The organism is Zunongwangia sp. L-65, assembly GCF_056859415.1.
On record NZ_JBSXOK010000034.1, the window covers coordinates 1 to 15684 of the forward strand.

At 37.9% G+C, this 15684-nt stretch carries 10 protein-coding genes and 2 tRNA genes; 5 read left to right on the forward strand and 7 right to left on the reverse strand.

Going from position 1 to position 15684, the window contains the following annotated elements; all coding sequences use genetic code 11:
* Positions 1-279 precede the first annotated feature (279 nt).
* The 5 genes from AC13DP_RS02515 to kduI all read right to left on the reverse strand — a co-directional run bounded on the left by AC13DP_RS02515 (position 280) and on the right by kduI (position 6041).
* Complete coding sequence (locus AC13DP_RS02515; RefSeq protein WP_347406112.1) at positions 280-1434, reverse strand: alpha-hydroxy acid oxidase; 1155 nt, start codon at positions 1432-1434, stop codon at positions 280-282.
* 562 nt (positions 1435-1996) lie between these two features.
* A complete protein-coding gene (locus AC13DP_RS02520; protein ID WP_347406111.1) occupies positions 1997-3019 on the reverse strand; it encodes a sugar kinase in 1023 nt (340 codons plus the stop codon).
* The gene (gene uxaC / locus AC13DP_RS02525) at positions 3020-4423 is read right to left on the reverse strand and encodes a glucuronate isomerase (protein WP_347406110.1); all 1404 of its coding nucleotides are present in this window, start codon (positions 4421-4423) and stop codon (positions 3020-3022) included.
* Between the two features lie 15 nt (positions 4424-4438).
* On the reverse strand, positions 4439-5200 hold the full coding sequence (locus tag AC13DP_RS02530; RefSeq protein WP_013072378.1) for an SDR family oxidoreductase: 762 nt from the start codon (positions 5198-5200) through the stop codon (positions 4439-4441).
* Positions 5201-5207: 7 nt separating this feature from the next.
* The gene (gene kduI, locus AC13DP_RS02535; RefSeq protein WP_249600493.1) at positions 5208-6041 is read right to left on the reverse strand and encodes a 5-dehydro-4-deoxy-D-glucuronate isomerase; all 834 of its coding nucleotides are present in this window, start codon (positions 6039-6041) and stop codon (positions 5208-5210) included.
* A 1698-nt stretch (positions 6042-7739) separates the two neighbouring features.
* Between kduI and AC13DP_RS02540 the strand changes: the two genes are divergently transcribed.
* The 4 genes from AC13DP_RS02540 (at position 7740) to AC13DP_RS02555 (ending at position 10422) form a co-directional block, all read left to right on the forward strand.
* Positions 7740-8276, forward strand: coding sequence for a hypothetical protein (locus AC13DP_RS02540; protein WP_347406109.1), 537 nt, complete (start codon positions 7740-7742; stop codon positions 8274-8276).
* Between the two features lie 47 nt (positions 8277-8323).
* Positions 8324-8396: transfer RNA gene (locus tag AC13DP_RS02545), tRNA-Phe, on the forward strand.
* Between the two features lie 342 nt (positions 8397-8738).
* Positions 8739-8799: transfer RNA gene (locus AC13DP_RS02550), tRNA-OTHER, on the forward strand.
* A 522-nt stretch (positions 8800-9321) separates the two neighbouring features.
* Positions 9322-10422, forward strand: coding sequence for a slipin family protein (locus tag AC13DP_RS02555; RefSeq protein ID WP_347406108.1), 1101 nt, complete (start codon positions 9322-9324; stop codon positions 10420-10422).
* A 255-nt stretch (positions 10423-10677) separates the two neighbouring features.
* Here AC13DP_RS02555 and AC13DP_RS02560 read toward each other — a convergent pair whose 3' ends face one another.
* Entirely contained in the window at positions 10678-11484 is an 807-nt protein-coding gene (locus AC13DP_RS02560) for an SDR family oxidoreductase (protein ID WP_272958566.1), read from the reverse strand.
* Positions 11485-11488: 4 nt separating this feature from the next.
* The gene (uxuA, locus tag AC13DP_RS02565; protein WP_483067258.1) at positions 11489-12673 is read right to left on the reverse strand and encodes a mannonate dehydratase; all 1185 of its coding nucleotides are present in this window, start codon (positions 12671-12673) and stop codon (positions 11489-11491) included.
* A gap of 305 nt (positions 12674-12978) precedes the next feature.
* Between uxuA and AC13DP_RS02570 the strand changes: the two genes are divergently transcribed.
* Complete coding sequence (locus AC13DP_RS02570) at positions 12979-14784, forward strand: alpha-amylase family glycosyl hydrolase (RefSeq protein ID WP_483067259.1); 1806 nt, start codon at positions 12979-12981, stop codon at positions 14782-14784.
* Positions 14785-15684: the final 900 nt, after the last annotated feature.

Here is a 15684-nt window from a genome sequence, read left to right on the forward strand (position 1 = left end):
AAGAAAAGTCGAAGAGGGCAAAAATAAAATGAGTGTTCTAAATGCGGTCAGGAACAAATTGTTACACATTGCTATGGCACTAATTAAAAACCAAACAAATTATAAAAACCGCTTGGAATTGTCATAGAAATCGAAGTGACAGTAGCGTTCAAAGTTGAAAAGTTTAAGGTTTAAAGTTGTGTTTTCTTCATTTTCAAATTGGCACATTTTCAAATCATCTTGATTCCTGTTTCTTATTTCTTACTTCCAGAGTCAAGAATCTCTTGTCTCTCTTCTATCTCACTTCTCTTTTACCAAATACTTCGGTAAATCGGTTACTTTCTCACAGCAAACCTGTTCTAAGACTTGTTGCAATTGCATTTTTAACATTGCTATGGTATGGTCACCGCCTTGATCGCCTAAAGCACCCACGCCGTACATAAAGGAACGACCAAGAAAGCTAAAATCGGCTCCACTGCTCATTACCCGCGCGATATCCGGACCCGAACGGATCCCACTGTCCATCATTACCGTAATGCGGTCTTTATATTTTTCAGCGATATTTGAAAGTGGTTTAATGGTCGATTCCCCAGCGTCCAATTGACGACCGCCGTGATTGGAAACGATAATTCCGTCAAAACCTAAACGGATGGCTTCCTCTGCATCTTCATCGGAAACTACACCTTTTAAGACCAGTTTACCTTTCCATAAATCACGTAAGGGTTTAATTTTTTCTTCATTTAACCGACCAGAAAAAGTGGCATTCATCCAGGCGCCGAGCTGTTTAATGCTCATTCCCTTATCCATATATTTTTTCATCGTGGCAAAGTTGGGCGCACCGTGCTTTAGAGTTTGTAATGCCCAAGCTGGTTTTCCCATCACCTGCAATACATTCCTAAAATTCATTTGTGGTGGCATTGCCAGGCCGTTTCTAATTTCTTTTGGACGGTAGCCAAATGTGGGCACATCACATAAAATCACCAAGACCGGTACTTCAGCGGCTTCAGCGCGTTTTAAAATATCGTCACGCAACCAGTCTTCGGTAGGATGATAGAGCTGAAACCAGGCACGGCCTTCTGTGAGCTCGCTGGCACGCTCGATGCTAGTAGTAGTGACGGTACTTAAAATAAACGGAATGTTATGCTTTAAAGAGGCCTTTGCTAAAATTTCGGGCGCATTGGGCCACATTAAGCCTTGTAAGCCGATAGGGGAAATTCCAAAAGGCGCGTCGTATTTGATACCGAATAACTCGGTTTCTAATTTTGAATTACTGTAATTTTTCAGGTATCGGGGTTTTAACTGAATTTCCCTGATTTCATCAGTATTTCTTTTTATGTTGATATTTTCGTTACAGCCTCCGTCTAAATACTCAAAAGCAAAACGCGGCATACGCTTTTGGGCACGCTCCCGAAGCGATTCTATAGATGGATATTCGGTGTTAAATGGAAAGGCCATTGTTTCTTATTTATAGCTTAGCTGTTTGTTTTAAGCTTTTTGTTATTTATAATTCTTCAGCACCGCTTTGGCTTCTTAGCCGCCGCTAAAGGAGCGTTCAAAGTTGAAAAGTTTAAGGTTTAAAGTTGTGTTTTCTTCATTTTCTAATTGACACATTTTCAAATCATCTTGATCCCTGTTTCTTATTTCTTGCTTCCGGAATCAAGACTCTAAAATCTAACGTCTATTTTCTATTCTCTATTTTCCTCATCTACCGTCAGGTCGAGTGAATTTCGATGATAATTGAAATTTGTATCGAGACCTCGTTCCCCATTACTTCTCGATACTATTTTATTTCCGCTATCGCTACAAAAAAATCACTCGAAGTGACAGTAGCGTTCAAAGTTGAAAAGTTTAAGGTTTAAAGTTGTGTTTTCTTCATTTTCAAATTGACACATTTTCAAATCACCTTGATTCTTGTTTCCTGCCTCTTGTTTACAGAATCTAGCGTCTATTCTCTATATTTTATCTTCCCTTCTCTCTATTTCTAACTTCTTACTTCTAAATTCTAGCTTCAGTTTCGCTATCGCTTTATCCTCCCACCGGTGCTTCCTTCAATGACTTCCAACACTTCTTCTGGGCTTACCAGATTGGCATCGCCTAAAATGGTGTGTTTTAAGGCACAAGCGGCATTGGCAAAATTCAGGGCTTGTTGATCATCAAAATGAATTAAGCCATAAATAAGTCCGGCGGCATAGGCGTCACCAGTCCCAATCCGGTCAACTACATTGGTGATTTCTAATTGTTGGGTTTCAATATATTCGCTACCCGTCCACGCACGACCGTAGATTTTTTGCCAAGAAGCACTTACGCCATCGCGAACTTTATCAAACACTTTTTCGATAGAAGGACAAGCTTCGAGTAAAGCTTTGCTTGCCTCGATAAAACCTTCTTTAGAAAAATCGAAATCGGTTTTTAGAATCTCATTAATTTCATTAACGCCACCCACAAAAATGGTTGACATCCCTACCAGTTCTTTTAAAATTTCGTGACCGTCTTTTCCATATTTCCAAAGATTACTTCGGTAAGCAGGATCTGCGGTTACGGCAATTCCTTTTTCCCGAGCAACCTGCAAACCTTCTTTTAAGGTTTGGTAAGCGCCTTCTGAAATAGCCGGTGAGATTCCAGTCCAATGTAAAAAACCGGCACCTTCTAGCACTTCTTCCCAATTGACACTTTCTGGAGTGATATTGGCAAAACTTCCGTGTAAACGATTATAGGCAATTTTACTAGCGCGTAATCCTGAACCGACCTCTAAAAAGTAAATTCCCAATGGATGATCTACTTTATTGACGGCGGAAACATCGATCCCAAACTGACGCATCGCTGCAATAGCAGCATCGCCTACCAAATCCTTAGAGACATTGGTTACTTGTTGGGTTTTCTCGCCAAAATAGGCTAAGGAAGCCGCAACGTTCATCTCGGTGCCCCCAAAGTAAAAATCCATTGTTTTTGCCTGCGGAAGCTTCCTGTTTTCTGCAGGTGATAAACGCATTAGGACTTCCCCGAAGGAAACAATTTTTTTATGTTGTTTTGAGTTTTTCATTTAAAAGCTGAAATAATCTTTGGCATTTCCATAGCAAATATTGGCAATGGTACTTCCTACCAAATCCATATCCTTTGGTAATTCACCCGAAGCCATTTCTTTTCCGAAGAGGTTACACAACACCCTTCTAAAATATTCGTGCCTCGGGAACGAAAGAAAGCTTCTGGAATCGGTTAACATACCAATAAAACAGCTAATTAAACCCATATTGGAAAGCGCATTCATTTGCTTTTCCATTCCGTCCTTCTGGTCCAAAAACCACCAACCCGAGCCCCATTGTACTTTACCTTTTACGCTGCCATCGTTAAAGTTACCAATCATGGTGGCAAATACTTCATTATCGGCAGGATTCAGGTTATATAAAATAGTTTTGGTCAGTTTATCTTTTCCATCTAAGGTATTCAAAAATCGGGACAATTTTTCAGCCTGACTATAATCGCCTATCGAATCCCAACCGGTATCGGGGCCCAGTTGTGCTAACATCCGTTTGTTGTTATTCCGAAGCGCGCCTAAATGGAATTGTTGTACCCAGCCAAATTGATGGTAGGTTTCACTTAAAAACAGTAAAATCGCAGTTTTAAATTTTTCAGCATCTGTGGCTGAAACCTCTTTTCCGGAAAGCTTGTTTTTAAAAATCGCATTGATCTCAGCTTCGGTAAATTCTATATAACTCAAAGAACTTAAGCCGTGATCACATAATTTACAGCCGTTTTCATCAAAATACTCGATACGCTTCTGTAACGCATCTTTTAAATCTTGAAAACTCTGAATATCAACCTCAGCAACTTTTCCTAATTCTTTTAGATAATCGGTGTAGCCCTCTGCATCAATCAAGATGGATTTATCGGGACGAAAAGCGGTACTTACTTTAATGCCAATATTTTGTTGCTTGATGCTTTGGTGATGTTTTAAATCGTCTGTAGGATCTTCAGTAGTACAAAGGGTTTCCACATTCATCTGCTTTAACAGTCCTCTACAGGAATTTTCTTTTTCCTGCAATTGGGCATTGATGTTTTCATAAATGGCTGAAGCGTTGTTTTCATTCAGCAATTCATCGATCCCAAAATAGCGTTTTAATTCTAAATGCGTCCAGTGATACAACGGATTCCGCAGCGTATGGGGAACGGTTTTTCCCCAGGCTTCAAATTTTTCTTTGTCGCTGGCATTACCGGTAATGTATTTTTCGTTGACGCCCAGCGCTCGCATTGCCCGCCATTTGTAATGGTCGCCATTAAGCCATACTTTCGAGATGTTTTCGAATTGGGTATTAGCGGCGATTTGTGCCGGTGGCAGGTGGTTATGGTAATCGATAATGGGTTGGTTTTTGGCATACTGATGGTATAATTCTTCAGCATACTTGTTTTCCAACAAAAAAGTATCGGTAATAAAGGTGTTTTTACTCATTTGGTTTGTTTCTGTTTAACGTCCCATCCAACCGCCATCGACGGTAAGGATGCTTCCGGTCATATAATCGCTGGCTTTGGAAGCGAGAAAGGTGATAGGGCCTTTAAAGTCTTCTGGTTTTCCCCAACGACCGGCAGGGATTCTTGCTAAAATGGCTTCGCTGCGTTCTTCGTTATCGCGTAGGGCCTGGGTATTATCGGTAGCGATATAACCGGGCGCGATGGAATTGACCTGAACGCCTTTGGAAGCCCACTCGTTTGAAAATGCCATTGTTAATTGACCAATAGCGCCTTTGGAAGCGGCGTAACCGGGAACGGTGATTCCGCCCTGAAAGGTGAGTAAGGAAGCGGTAAAAATTACTTTTCCGTGTCCGCGTTTCAACATTTCTTTTCCAATTTCACGGGTTAAAATGAATTGGGCGTTTTGGTTCACTTCAATGACTTTATCCCAATATTCATCTGAATGTTCGGCTGCCGGGGCTCTTAAAATGGTTCCGGCATTATTGACTAATATATCGATTTGTGGATTTTCGGCTTTTACTTTTTCGATAAAGGCATACAATGCTTTACGGTCTGAAAAATCACATTGGTAGGCTTTAAACTCCTTCCCTATTTCTTTTACGCGCTTCTCGATTTTAGAACCTTCTAATTCTAAGGAAGCTGAAACACCTAAAATATTGGCGCCTGCTTCGGCTAAAGCCTCGGCCATCGCAAAACCGATTCCGCGTTTACACCCGGTGACTAAAGCTGTTTTTCCTTCTAAACTAAATAAACTCATTTTGCTCTTATTTTAATTCGTCTGGAGTTACACCATCCATATCACCATAGTCTAAATTCTCTCCTGCCATTCCCCAAATAAAGGTATAGTTAGAGGTTCCGGCACCAGCGTGAATGGACCATTCGGGCGAAATCACGGCTTGATGGTTTTTCATAAAAATATGACGTGTTTCTTGTGGCTGCCCCATAAAATGACTGATGGTTTGGCCTTCGTCTAAATCGAAATAAAAATAGACTTCCATTCTACGTTCGTGCGTGTGTGGTGGCATTGTGTTCCAAACGCAACCTTCCTGCAACTCGGTCATTCCCATTTGTAACTGGCAGGTATCGATTACGCTATTTACCAATAATTTATTGATAACGCGTTTGTTAGAGGTTTTGGTGTCGCCTAATTCTACGACCTCAGCTTCTGCTTTGGTTACTTTTTTGGTTGGGTAAGATTTATGCGCGGGAGCAGAATTGATATAAAAATAAGGCTGCTCGTTGGTGGCTTCAAAAATCACTTCTTTGGTGCCGCGACCAATATAAATGGCTTCCCGGTGACCAATTTCGTAAACTTCGCCATCTACGGTTACTTTTCCTTTTCCGCCTACATTAATGACTCCTAATTCACGACGGTCTAAAAAGTTTTCGGCTTTTAGTTCGTCGATAGGTTCTAATTTTAAAGCTTGATCTACCGGAAAAGCGCCACCGGCAATGTAACGATCGTACATTGTGTAGGTTAAGCTAATCTGGTTTTTTACAAACAATTCCGGAATTAGGAAATGCTCTCGAAGTTCTTCTGTTGTATATCTTTTCACATCTTCGGGATGATGCGCATATCTAAATTCTGATTTAGTCATAGCTTTGTATTTTATTGATTTGTCTTTTATTTATTGGCACCGCCAAAGGGTTTAATACCCCGACGCTCACCTCGAAATTATAATTTTGTCTCTATCGAATGACTCGTGGGCTTGCCCCGAGTTAGTTTCCTTATAGGACTAGCAATTTCTTACTAATCTTACGGGATTGCATCCTGCACTCACCTGAATTTTGGAGTTACTAATTTAACCTTATGCAATCGATTACACAAATATATAAATGTTTTTTTACGATTTCAATTTTTAGCAGTTTTTTTGTGTTAAAAATGAATTATTTATAAATAATAAGCTGTAAAAAAGCTATTAATTTGATTAATTAAGGAATTTTAAGATTATTCAAATGAATTTAGGAAATTGATAGTCTGTAATTTTTAATGGTGAGGTGTTTTTGTCTTGGTTCTTGCTTCTTTTTTCCTGTCTCAAGAATCAAGATGCTCTCTTTTCTAACTACTATTTTCCTCAGCACCACTCTGGCTTCGATACAATGGCTTCTTCGTCGCCATCACTCAGCCGCCATTACGGGTAGCGTTCAAGGTTGAAAAGTTTAAGGTTCAAAGTTGTTTTCTTTGTTTTTACTTTAAACTTCTTTCGTCATTCCGGGCTTGACCCGGAATCTCATCACGTTCTCAGCAGGATGAGATCCTGAAACGAGCCCGCCTGCCGGACGGGCAGGTTCAGGATGACGCGATCGTATTGGTTCTCGTCTTGTTTCTTGGTTCTTACTTTCAGAATCAAGACTCTCTTGTCTATTTTCTACCTTAAAACCACTTCTTAATTCTAATTTCTGTTCACACTCTGGCTTTGATACTATTACCCCTATGTCGTGATCACTCAGCCAACTTTACGTGTAAAGTTCAAGGTTGAAAAGTTGTTTTTCTTCATTTTCGAATTTTAAGTCTATTCATTGTAGTTCAACTTCCTGTCAGTTGATTTTGCATAGTACAACGAAGCAAAATTGTATCGAGAACCAGGTTTTTCAATTAAAATAACCAAATACACCAAAAATATTTTAACAGAAAAGTATATATTTGCCGAGAAATGAAAACACAAAACACATATCATCCGCTAAGTCTATGCTTACGAATAGACGGGAAAATTGAACCTGGTTTTGGTTCAGACAGGGACGCTATGTGTTGTTTTAAAGGAAAATAATAGAAGAAATTATATTTTTAAATAAGCAAAAGCGTCTAGAAATTATTTTTAGACGCTTTTTTTATGAATTAATTTGAAAATTTATTGAACAACTTTAACACACAAATATTTGAACAAACGAACTACTAAATTATTCATTCTGAATTTTTTAGACCATTGAAAGAAAATCTGCTATTAGCGGACAGGAATCCCTATGCTTAAAAACATATCCAACTAACTGATTTTCAGTAAAATAAATTCAAATTTAAGTTGTGGGATTAAAAAATAGTTTACATATTTGCACCGCAATCAAGCAAAACAATTAAAAACAAGAAGTATGCAATTTACATCACATATATATTTAGAGCCAGGTGATTGGACTTGTGAAAAAGCGCTTCAAGATTTTTATACTTATAATTTGTTATAAATGAAAAAATCTGAAGCCAAGACCTAACCGCTTCAGATTTATTTTCAGACTGAATTTTCTTCACTCTTATTGATCTGTCGCGGTTCTTAAACTAACAATTAAAGAACAAAATTTAAACCGTGATGGACACGAATTTACATAACATCTATTTATTTAAAGCACTCGACGCTTATCCTTATGAGTTGGAAGAAACCATAGAAGCCTTAAATTATGCGCTTTCTTATGAACCTACCAACGCTAAAGCCTTATGCTTATTAGCCAAAATACACTCGGAACAGTTAGGCGATTATGAAATAGCTAAATCCTTGTATGCAGAAGCTTTGGCCAATAATATGGAAATGGCGAGCATTTATCCTGATTATTTATATGCTTTGCTTGCTAACGAGGATTACGAGGAAGCTTTAAAACTTATCGATTTTGCGTTAAAAGTAAAAGGGACCGACAAGGGGGTGATTTACACCATTCAAGGACAAATTTACGAGGCTTTGTTTACCTATAAAAAAGCGCTTAAAAGCTTTAAAATGTCTAAAAAATATGCTTTTAACAATGGCTACATCTCGTTTTTAAAAGCTGAAAAAGATAGGATTAAAGATAAAATGCCTAAAAAGAAAAAATCGAAAAATAAGAACAAGAAAAACAAAAAGAAGAAAAAGAAATAGGCGGTTTGACGGGCGCCGGGCAATGTAAAAATGCATTACCCGAATTTGGAAAAGTAGCAAAGCAGGTCTATGCGACAGACTGAAAATCTGAAGATACAGGTTCGATTCCTGTCTGTTCCTCCTAACCTGTGTTTGATTTAAAATTTGATTACCACCATTTTGGGTCATTGAGTGAATTTTCAAGGAAAATTTGTATCGAAATGTTACCAAAATGGAGGCTTCGATACAAAATCTTTTTACAAAGATTTCACTCAGCCTCCGGGACTCGGTTACATCAAACACAGGTACATAAAAATTTCAAATTCAAGTCTTGTTGGGTGTTTCTGTATAGCACTATTGCATAATACATTGCTGAAAAGTATAATGATTTTATGTTCAACTTGGTTTGAAGGTTCGCAGTATACCATAATTATTGCACAGCTCTGTAGGTCGTGGGTTCGACTCCCACTAATGTTTTAAACATTATAGTTCAGCTCGGTTAGAACAACAGATTTCTTTGTTGCGGGTTCGAGTCCCGTCAAAAGCTAAAGGCTTTTGTAACTCAATTGGCAGAGTAGGAAGCTAGACTTTAATCTAGTCACAAGTAGTTGACCACTCGTAAAACAGGTCTCCTAAGCCGTTATGCTTTAAAACTGAAAACTAAAAAACCGAAAAAGTGAATGGGCAAATTCTATGATTAGAAGGAGCAATCTGAGCCTTGCCAGAACCCACAATCACTTAGTAACCAAAGCTATTGCTTTTGTGATGCTTGAGCGTAACAATGAAGGCTGAAAAGGCTAAATTCTTAGGTTCAAAATTTATAAAACCAATTGGTGGCCGTTATTAATTATTGAAGGTTCCGCAAGGTAAAGATCATTCGCTTTTAGGTTTTTTGATGATTGAAAATTGCGTAAGGGATTGTAGCGGTATCCTTTTTAAATTTTTGAAATTTAAAAAGATACAGCGAAAAGCCCGACCCGCTAGGGATACGCCCAAAATATACTTTTAAAAGTAGGCAGGTTCTAGAATTGCCAAAATTGAATGTTGAATTTTAAATAAAAAGAAAATGAAACGAGTTAGAATTACCAACGGAACGATTGGATTGGTTTTTAAAAATGGCGAATTGATCAAGGTGCTTGAAAAAGGAACTCATTGGCTATTTTTTAATGAAATGTTGATTAGATACGATCTTACCAAAAGACTTGAATTGCCTGTTGCTTTTGAAATGGTGAAGGATTGCAATGAATTGATTGAAATGTTACATGTAGTAGAAGTGAAAGATCAGGAGTTGGTTTTGGTTTTTGAAAACGGAAATTTCAGGGAAGTATTAACTTCGGGTAGACATTTGTTCTGGAATAAATTGTTGGATTACAACTTTATAAAAGCAGATATGAGTCAGCTAGAAATCCCCAAAGAAATTGATAGCAACTTACTTTCCAGGTACGAATTGGCAAGATTTGTAAGGGTTTTTGAAGTATCAGCCCACGAAGAAGCTTTGTTGATGATCGATGATGTTTACACACAAAAGCTCAATGCCGGTATCTACCGATTTTGGAAAAACGACACCAGTGTAAAAATTGCTCGTGTAGATTTAAGGCATTTGCAACTGGAAGTTAGCGGTCAGGAATTGTTAACCAAAGATAAGGCAGCAATTAGAATTAACTTTTTTGCAAACTACAAAGTAGTGAATAGCGAAAAGGCAATTTTAGACAACAAAGATTACAGCAAGCAATTGTATGTGGCCTTGCAGTTAAGCCTTAGAGCATTTGTGGGACAATACACCTTAGATGAATTGCTTTCTAACAAAGTGACGATTGCTGAATCTGTTTTTACAGAGGTACTTGAAGTAACCGAGGATCTAGGTGTTCAACTCTTGTCTTGTGGTATTAAGGATGTGATTTTAACTGGTGAAATGAAAGATATTATGAACCAGGTATTGATTGCTGAAAAAAGAGCACAGGCAAGTGTGATTACCAGAAGGGAAGAAACTGCTTCTACCCGAAGTTTGTTGAATACGGCTAAATTGATGGCTGACAACGAAATGTTGTACAAACTAAAGGAAATGGAGTATGTTGAAAAAATTGCCGACAAAATTGGGGAAATCACCCTAAACGGTAATGGTGGAATGGTTAAACAGCTAAAAGAAATTTTTGCGGTGAATACTTAAGTAAAGAGGCTAATGGTAAAAGATTGGCCTCTTTCTATATACACAGTTGATGAGATAGGCCTCTCCTCATTTACATTTAGCTTTATCTTAAATCAATTTTCGTAGTTATTATTCAATTTTATAACCTTATTATCAAATCCTAAATAAGAAAACTCTAAAGCGACTTCTGAATTTTAGATTTACTAATACACTTATATATACATTACATAAGTGTATTAGCTATAACTTTTCTTTGATAACTCTTCTAATCGAGAGTTAAATCCCTCCAAAGGCACTAAAACCTCCATCAACAGGAATAACTATACCGGTTACAAAAGCAGACGCATCACTTGCTAACCAAACCGCGGCTCCCTGTAATTCTTCGGGTTCGCCAAATCTGGCCATAGGCGTATTATCAACAATTTTTTGACCTCTACTGGTTAAAGACCCATCCTGATTTAATAGCAAGTCACGATTTTGTTCTCCTACAAAAAATCCAGGTGCAATGGCATTTACACGAAGACCTTCTCCATATTTATGATTGAGTTCTACGGCAAGCCATTTTGTAAAATTATCTATAGCAGCTTTTGAAGCAGAATAGCCCATCACTCTGGTAATGGTTTTTTGGGCAGCCATCGAGGATATATTGATCACGCTGCCTTTTTTCTGTTTCACCATTTCTTTAGCAAAAACCAGTGTTGGTAAAACGGTACCATTAAAATTAAGCTGATTAACTCCATCTAGCGCTTCCAAAGAAAGATCAAAAAACTCCTGATCTGGGGTAATTACCGCTCCCTTTTTATTTCCACCGGCTCCATTTACCAAAATATCAATACTTCCCCATTTATCCAGGATTTTATCTTTAGCTGCCATTAAACTTTCTTTATTCAATACATCGGCTACAACTGCTAAAGCTTCTCCTCCTTTATCTTTTATTTCTTTAACTCGGTGTTCTACTGTTTCTTCGGTTCTACCCAAAACTGCTACTTTAGCCCCATTTTTTGATAGTCCGTGTGCAATTGCCCCACCTAAAACTCCGTTTCCGCCGGTTACAATTGCTACTTTTCCATTTAATTCAAACATATTTTTATTTCAATGAATTTATAATTCCAAATTCTAATCCGCGTAATTCCGCCAAGCCGCGTAAACGACCTATAGCCGAATATCCCGGATAATAAGGTTTCCCTTGGTCATCCATCATTTCATGACCATGGTCTGGACGCATTGGTAAAACCCTATGATCTTTTTGATGGCACTCATAGAATTTTCTGATCAAATTATACATTTCAGCACTTCCTTCTAAATGATTGGCTTCATAAAAGTGATAAGGCGCTACTCGGTTTACAGAACGCAAATGCACAAAATGAATACGCTTATACCAGGTTTCAATAATACCGGTTAATTTATTTTCTTCGGAAGCGCCTAAGCTACCACTACAAAATGTAAGTCCGTTATGAACTGAAGGAACTGCTTCAAAAATAAATTTTAAATCTTCAGCTGTACTTACAATTCTGGGAAGCCCAAAAACAGGCCATGGTGGATCATCAGGGTGAATCGCCAGTACAACATTTAATTCTTCAGCGACAGGAATTACTTCCGTTAGAAAATAAATAAGGTTTTCCTGTAATTGTTCTCTTGAAATACCATCATATTGTTTCAGCCCATTTTTTAATTTTTCAATGGTAAAACCATCTTTATCTCCGGGCAATGCCATTAATAAACTTTGCTTTAAAACAGCGATTTCATGATCTGAAAGACTTTTATATTTCGCTTTAGCGCGCATCAAAATATCATCCGAATATGATTGTTCAGCATTTTCTCGTTGTAACATATATACATCAAAAATCACTACATCAACCATATCATGAAGCAAGGCGGTACTCCCATCCTCCAGTTCGTATCGAACGTTAGTTCTTAACCAGTCCAGAATAGGCATAAAATTATAGCAGATAGTTTTAACACCGCAAGCCGCTAAATTTTTAATGCTTTCTTTGTAGTTCTCGATCAGTTGATCTCTTTCCGGTCTTCCTTGTTTTATAAATTCGTGCACCGGCAAACTTTCTACCACATTCCAATGCAATTTAAAAGAGTGCAATCGATTGCTTTCTTCGATCTGAGAAATACGCTCTTTAATAGCTTCTTTCGTCCAGATTTCACCAACGGGAATTTGATGTAAAGCAGTGACAACACCATGTGCTCCTGCTTGTTTTATAGTAGCCAGTTTTACCGGATCATTAGGACCATACCACCGCCAGCTTTGTTCAAAAATCATAATCTATTTAAATTTGGTTCTTCTAATAAAAAATTCATTAAAGATTTAATAAATTTTAAAAACCTGAAAGTTAGAAAAATAAACTTAAACTCTGGTCATGCCAAAACTAGAAAATATCAAAAACTCTTAAAAATTTTAGACCGGGTTAAATAACTCACAATTAAAAATATACAATCATTTTCAGCAGTAAATTAGACTAAACTACCTCGGGGCAAGCCCACGAGGCATTCGATAGAAACAAAATTATAATTACAAGACGAGCCTCGGGGTATTAAACCCTTTGGCGGCGCAAATAAAAACTGAAGATGATGGAAGAAAATAAGCTAAGTTATCCTATAGCTCCCTCTGATGGGATGGGTGCTATACCAGAAGATGATAAAACTACATTTAGGGTTTGGGCTCCCAATGCCGATAAAGTAAGTGTTACAGGCGATTTTAATGACTGGAACCCAAACGATTTGCCTCTAGAGCCAGAAGAAAACGGCTATTGGGCAGCCACGACCACCAAAGCAAAAAAAGGCGATCAATATAAATATCATATCGAAAACGGTGATATTTCAGTGTACAAAAACGATCCCTACGCTTTTGAAGTCACCAATAGCGACGGAAATTCAATAATTCGGGATCTTAATTTTGATTGGGAAGAAGATAATTTTCAATTACCTCCGTGGAATTCGCTGGTGATTTACGAACTTCATGTGGGTACTTTTAACCGTAAAAATCCAGATGCTGTAGGTACTTTTCAGGATGTTATCGAAAAACTGGATTACCTGAAATCTCTCGGTATTAATTGTATCGAATTACTGCCGGTAGCCGAATTTGCCGGTGGAATTTCCTGGGGTTATAATCCAGCACATCCTTTTGCTATAGAACAGGATTATGGCGGACCTGAAGGTCTTTTTCAATTAATAAAGACAGCACATCAAAAAGGAATTGGAGTCATTATGGATGTTGTGTACAATCATTTAGGGCCATCTGATGTCGATCTATGGCAATTTGACGGTTGGCAGGAGAATGATAAAGGAGGGATTTATTTTTATAATGATCACCGCAGCGATACGCCCTGGGGTGATACACGACCAGATTATGGCCGCCCTGAAGTTCGGCAGTATTTTAGGGATAATGCTTTAATGTGGATCGAAAAATATCATTGCGATGGTCTTCGTATGGATGCCACATCCTACATTAGATATGAAGGTGGCGGATTAGGTTTTGATACCGAAATTCTTGAGGGCATCATCATGATGCGAGACATAAATGCTGAAATTCGACATAAATATCCCAATACCATAACCATTGCGGAAGATCTTAAAGCTGACAATATCATCACAGCCCCTACAGAAAATGGGGGGATTGGATATGGAACACAGTGGGATATGAAATTTGTACATCCGGTAAGAGAAGTATTAACGGCATTAAACGATGATGAACGCGACCTGCAAAAAATTGTTGATGCCATAGTTTACAAGTATAACGACGATGTATTTAATCGGGTAATCTACACCGAATCCCATGACGAAGTTGCCAACGGAAAAGCCAGGGTTCCGGAAGAAATTCAACCCGGCGATGCCGAAAGTAGTTTTGCTAAAAAACGATCCATCTTAGGTTTAGTACTGGTGATGACTTCCCCAGGAATTCCCATGATTTTTCAGGGACAGGAATTTTTAGAAGACGGCTATTTTAAAGATACGGAAGAACTCAACTGGGACAAATTAAACCGACTTGAAGGAATCGATCAACTTAGTGCCGATCTTATTAAACTGAGAACCGGAGAAACCCCAGGCGCGGAAGGCCTTAAAGGACAACATACTGAAATCATCCATTTTAACCAGAAAAATAAAATTTTGGCTTATAAACGTGCAATGGACGGGGCACAGCCTGCCCTGATAATTCTTAACTTCGGAAATAATGATTTTGAAGACTACGGAATTGGTATTGAAGCAGATAAAAACTGGAAAATAAAATTTAACAGTACATGGAAAGGTTACGATAAAGATTTCTCTGAATTACCGGTAGAAGACATCCAAAAAGTACATGAAGAATCAGACCAAAAAGAATGGACAGGTAAAGTGAATATTCCTGCTTATGGAGCACTAATTTATGCGTTGTAAAATAAGAACAGTAAATGCGACGATTTGAAAATGTGATGATGTGATGATTCGCGGCGGCTGAGTGATTGTGACGCAGGAGCAATTGTATCGAAGTCAAAGATGATATGGCAATTTGAAAATGTTATAATTTGAAAATGTGATGATGTGATGATTCGCGGCGGCTGAGTGATTGTGACGCAGAAGCAATTGTATCGAAGTCAAAGATGATATGGCAATTTGAAAATGTGATGATTTGAAGATGTGGCAATGAATATAAATTTTAAATGCGCTAGAAAAAACAACTTTAAACCTTGAATTTGGAAACAAGAGACAGGAGATAAGAACAAAGAAAATCACGTCATCCTAATTGGTGTGATAGCTAGATTTAGGTAGAGTAATGATTATATTTCAATAAAAGAAGAGAAAGTAGTAAAACCGGTATTTGTCATTTCTAGCGAGGCACGAGTCGAGAAATCGATTTTCAATAGGAACTGAAAATTAAGATTTCTCCATTCCGCTGTGCTTCAGTCGAAATGATATCGAAATTTTTATCTACTCAATCTAATTTTTGCCATCCTTAACCATGCTTCACAGGCAGACTAGGCAAGGAGATCTCCTCAATAATGAAAAAAGAAAAAAACAACTTTAAACCTTAAACTTTTCAACTTTGAACGCTACTGTCACTTCGAGTGATTTTATTGTAGCGATAGCGAAAATAAAATAGTATCGAGAAGTAAAAAGAAACGAGGTCTCGATACGAATTTCAATGATCATTGAAATTCACTCCTTTAGACTTGTATTGTTATTTTTATAGCAGTATTAACAAAGAAAAGAGAGCTGAACTCGGGTACACTAATATCGCTCAGAACATAAAGTTCATCGTTCGATTCAGACCCAAGTTCAGACTTTCATCAACAATCT

Bases quoted from the DNA above. Each gene is read 5' to 3' on its own strand.
- AC13DP_RS02515 (WP_347406112.1), bottom strand. From the start codon at position 1,434: ATGGCCTTTCCATTTAACACCGAATATCCATCTATAGAATCGCTTCGG.
- AC13DP_RS02520 (WP_347406111.1), bottom strand. From the start codon at position 3,019: ATGAAAAACTCAAAACAACATAAAAAAATTGTTTCCTTCGGGGAAGTC.
- uxaC (WP_347406110.1), bottom strand. From the start codon at position 4,423: ATGAGTAAAAACACCTTTATTACCGATACTTTTTTGTTGGAAAACAAG.
- AC13DP_RS02530 (WP_013072378.1), bottom strand. From the start codon at position 5,200: ATGAGTTTATTTAGTTTAGAAGGAAAAACAGCTTTAGTCACCGGGTGT.
- kduI (WP_249600493.1), bottom strand. From the start codon at position 6,041: ATGACTAAATCAGAATTTAGATATGCGCATCATCCCGAAGATGTGAAA.
- AC13DP_RS02540 (WP_347406109.1), top strand. From the start codon at position 7,740: ATGGACACGAATTTACATAACATCTATTTATTTAAAGCACTCGACGCT.
- AC13DP_RS02555 (WP_347406108.1), top strand. From the start codon at position 9,322: ATGAAACGAGTTAGAATTACCAACGGAACGATTGGATTGGTTTTTAAA.
- AC13DP_RS02560 (WP_272958566.1), bottom strand. From the start codon at position 11,484: ATGTTTGAATTAAATGGAAAAGTAGCAATTGTAACCGGCGGAAACGGA.
- uxuA (WP_483067258.1), bottom strand. From the start codon at position 12,673: ATGATTTTTGAACAAAGCTGGCGGTGGTATGGTCCTAATGATCCGGTA.
- AC13DP_RS02570 (WP_483067259.1), top strand. From the start codon at position 12,979: ATGATGGAAGAAAATAAGCTAAGTTATCCTATAGCTCCCTCTGATGGG.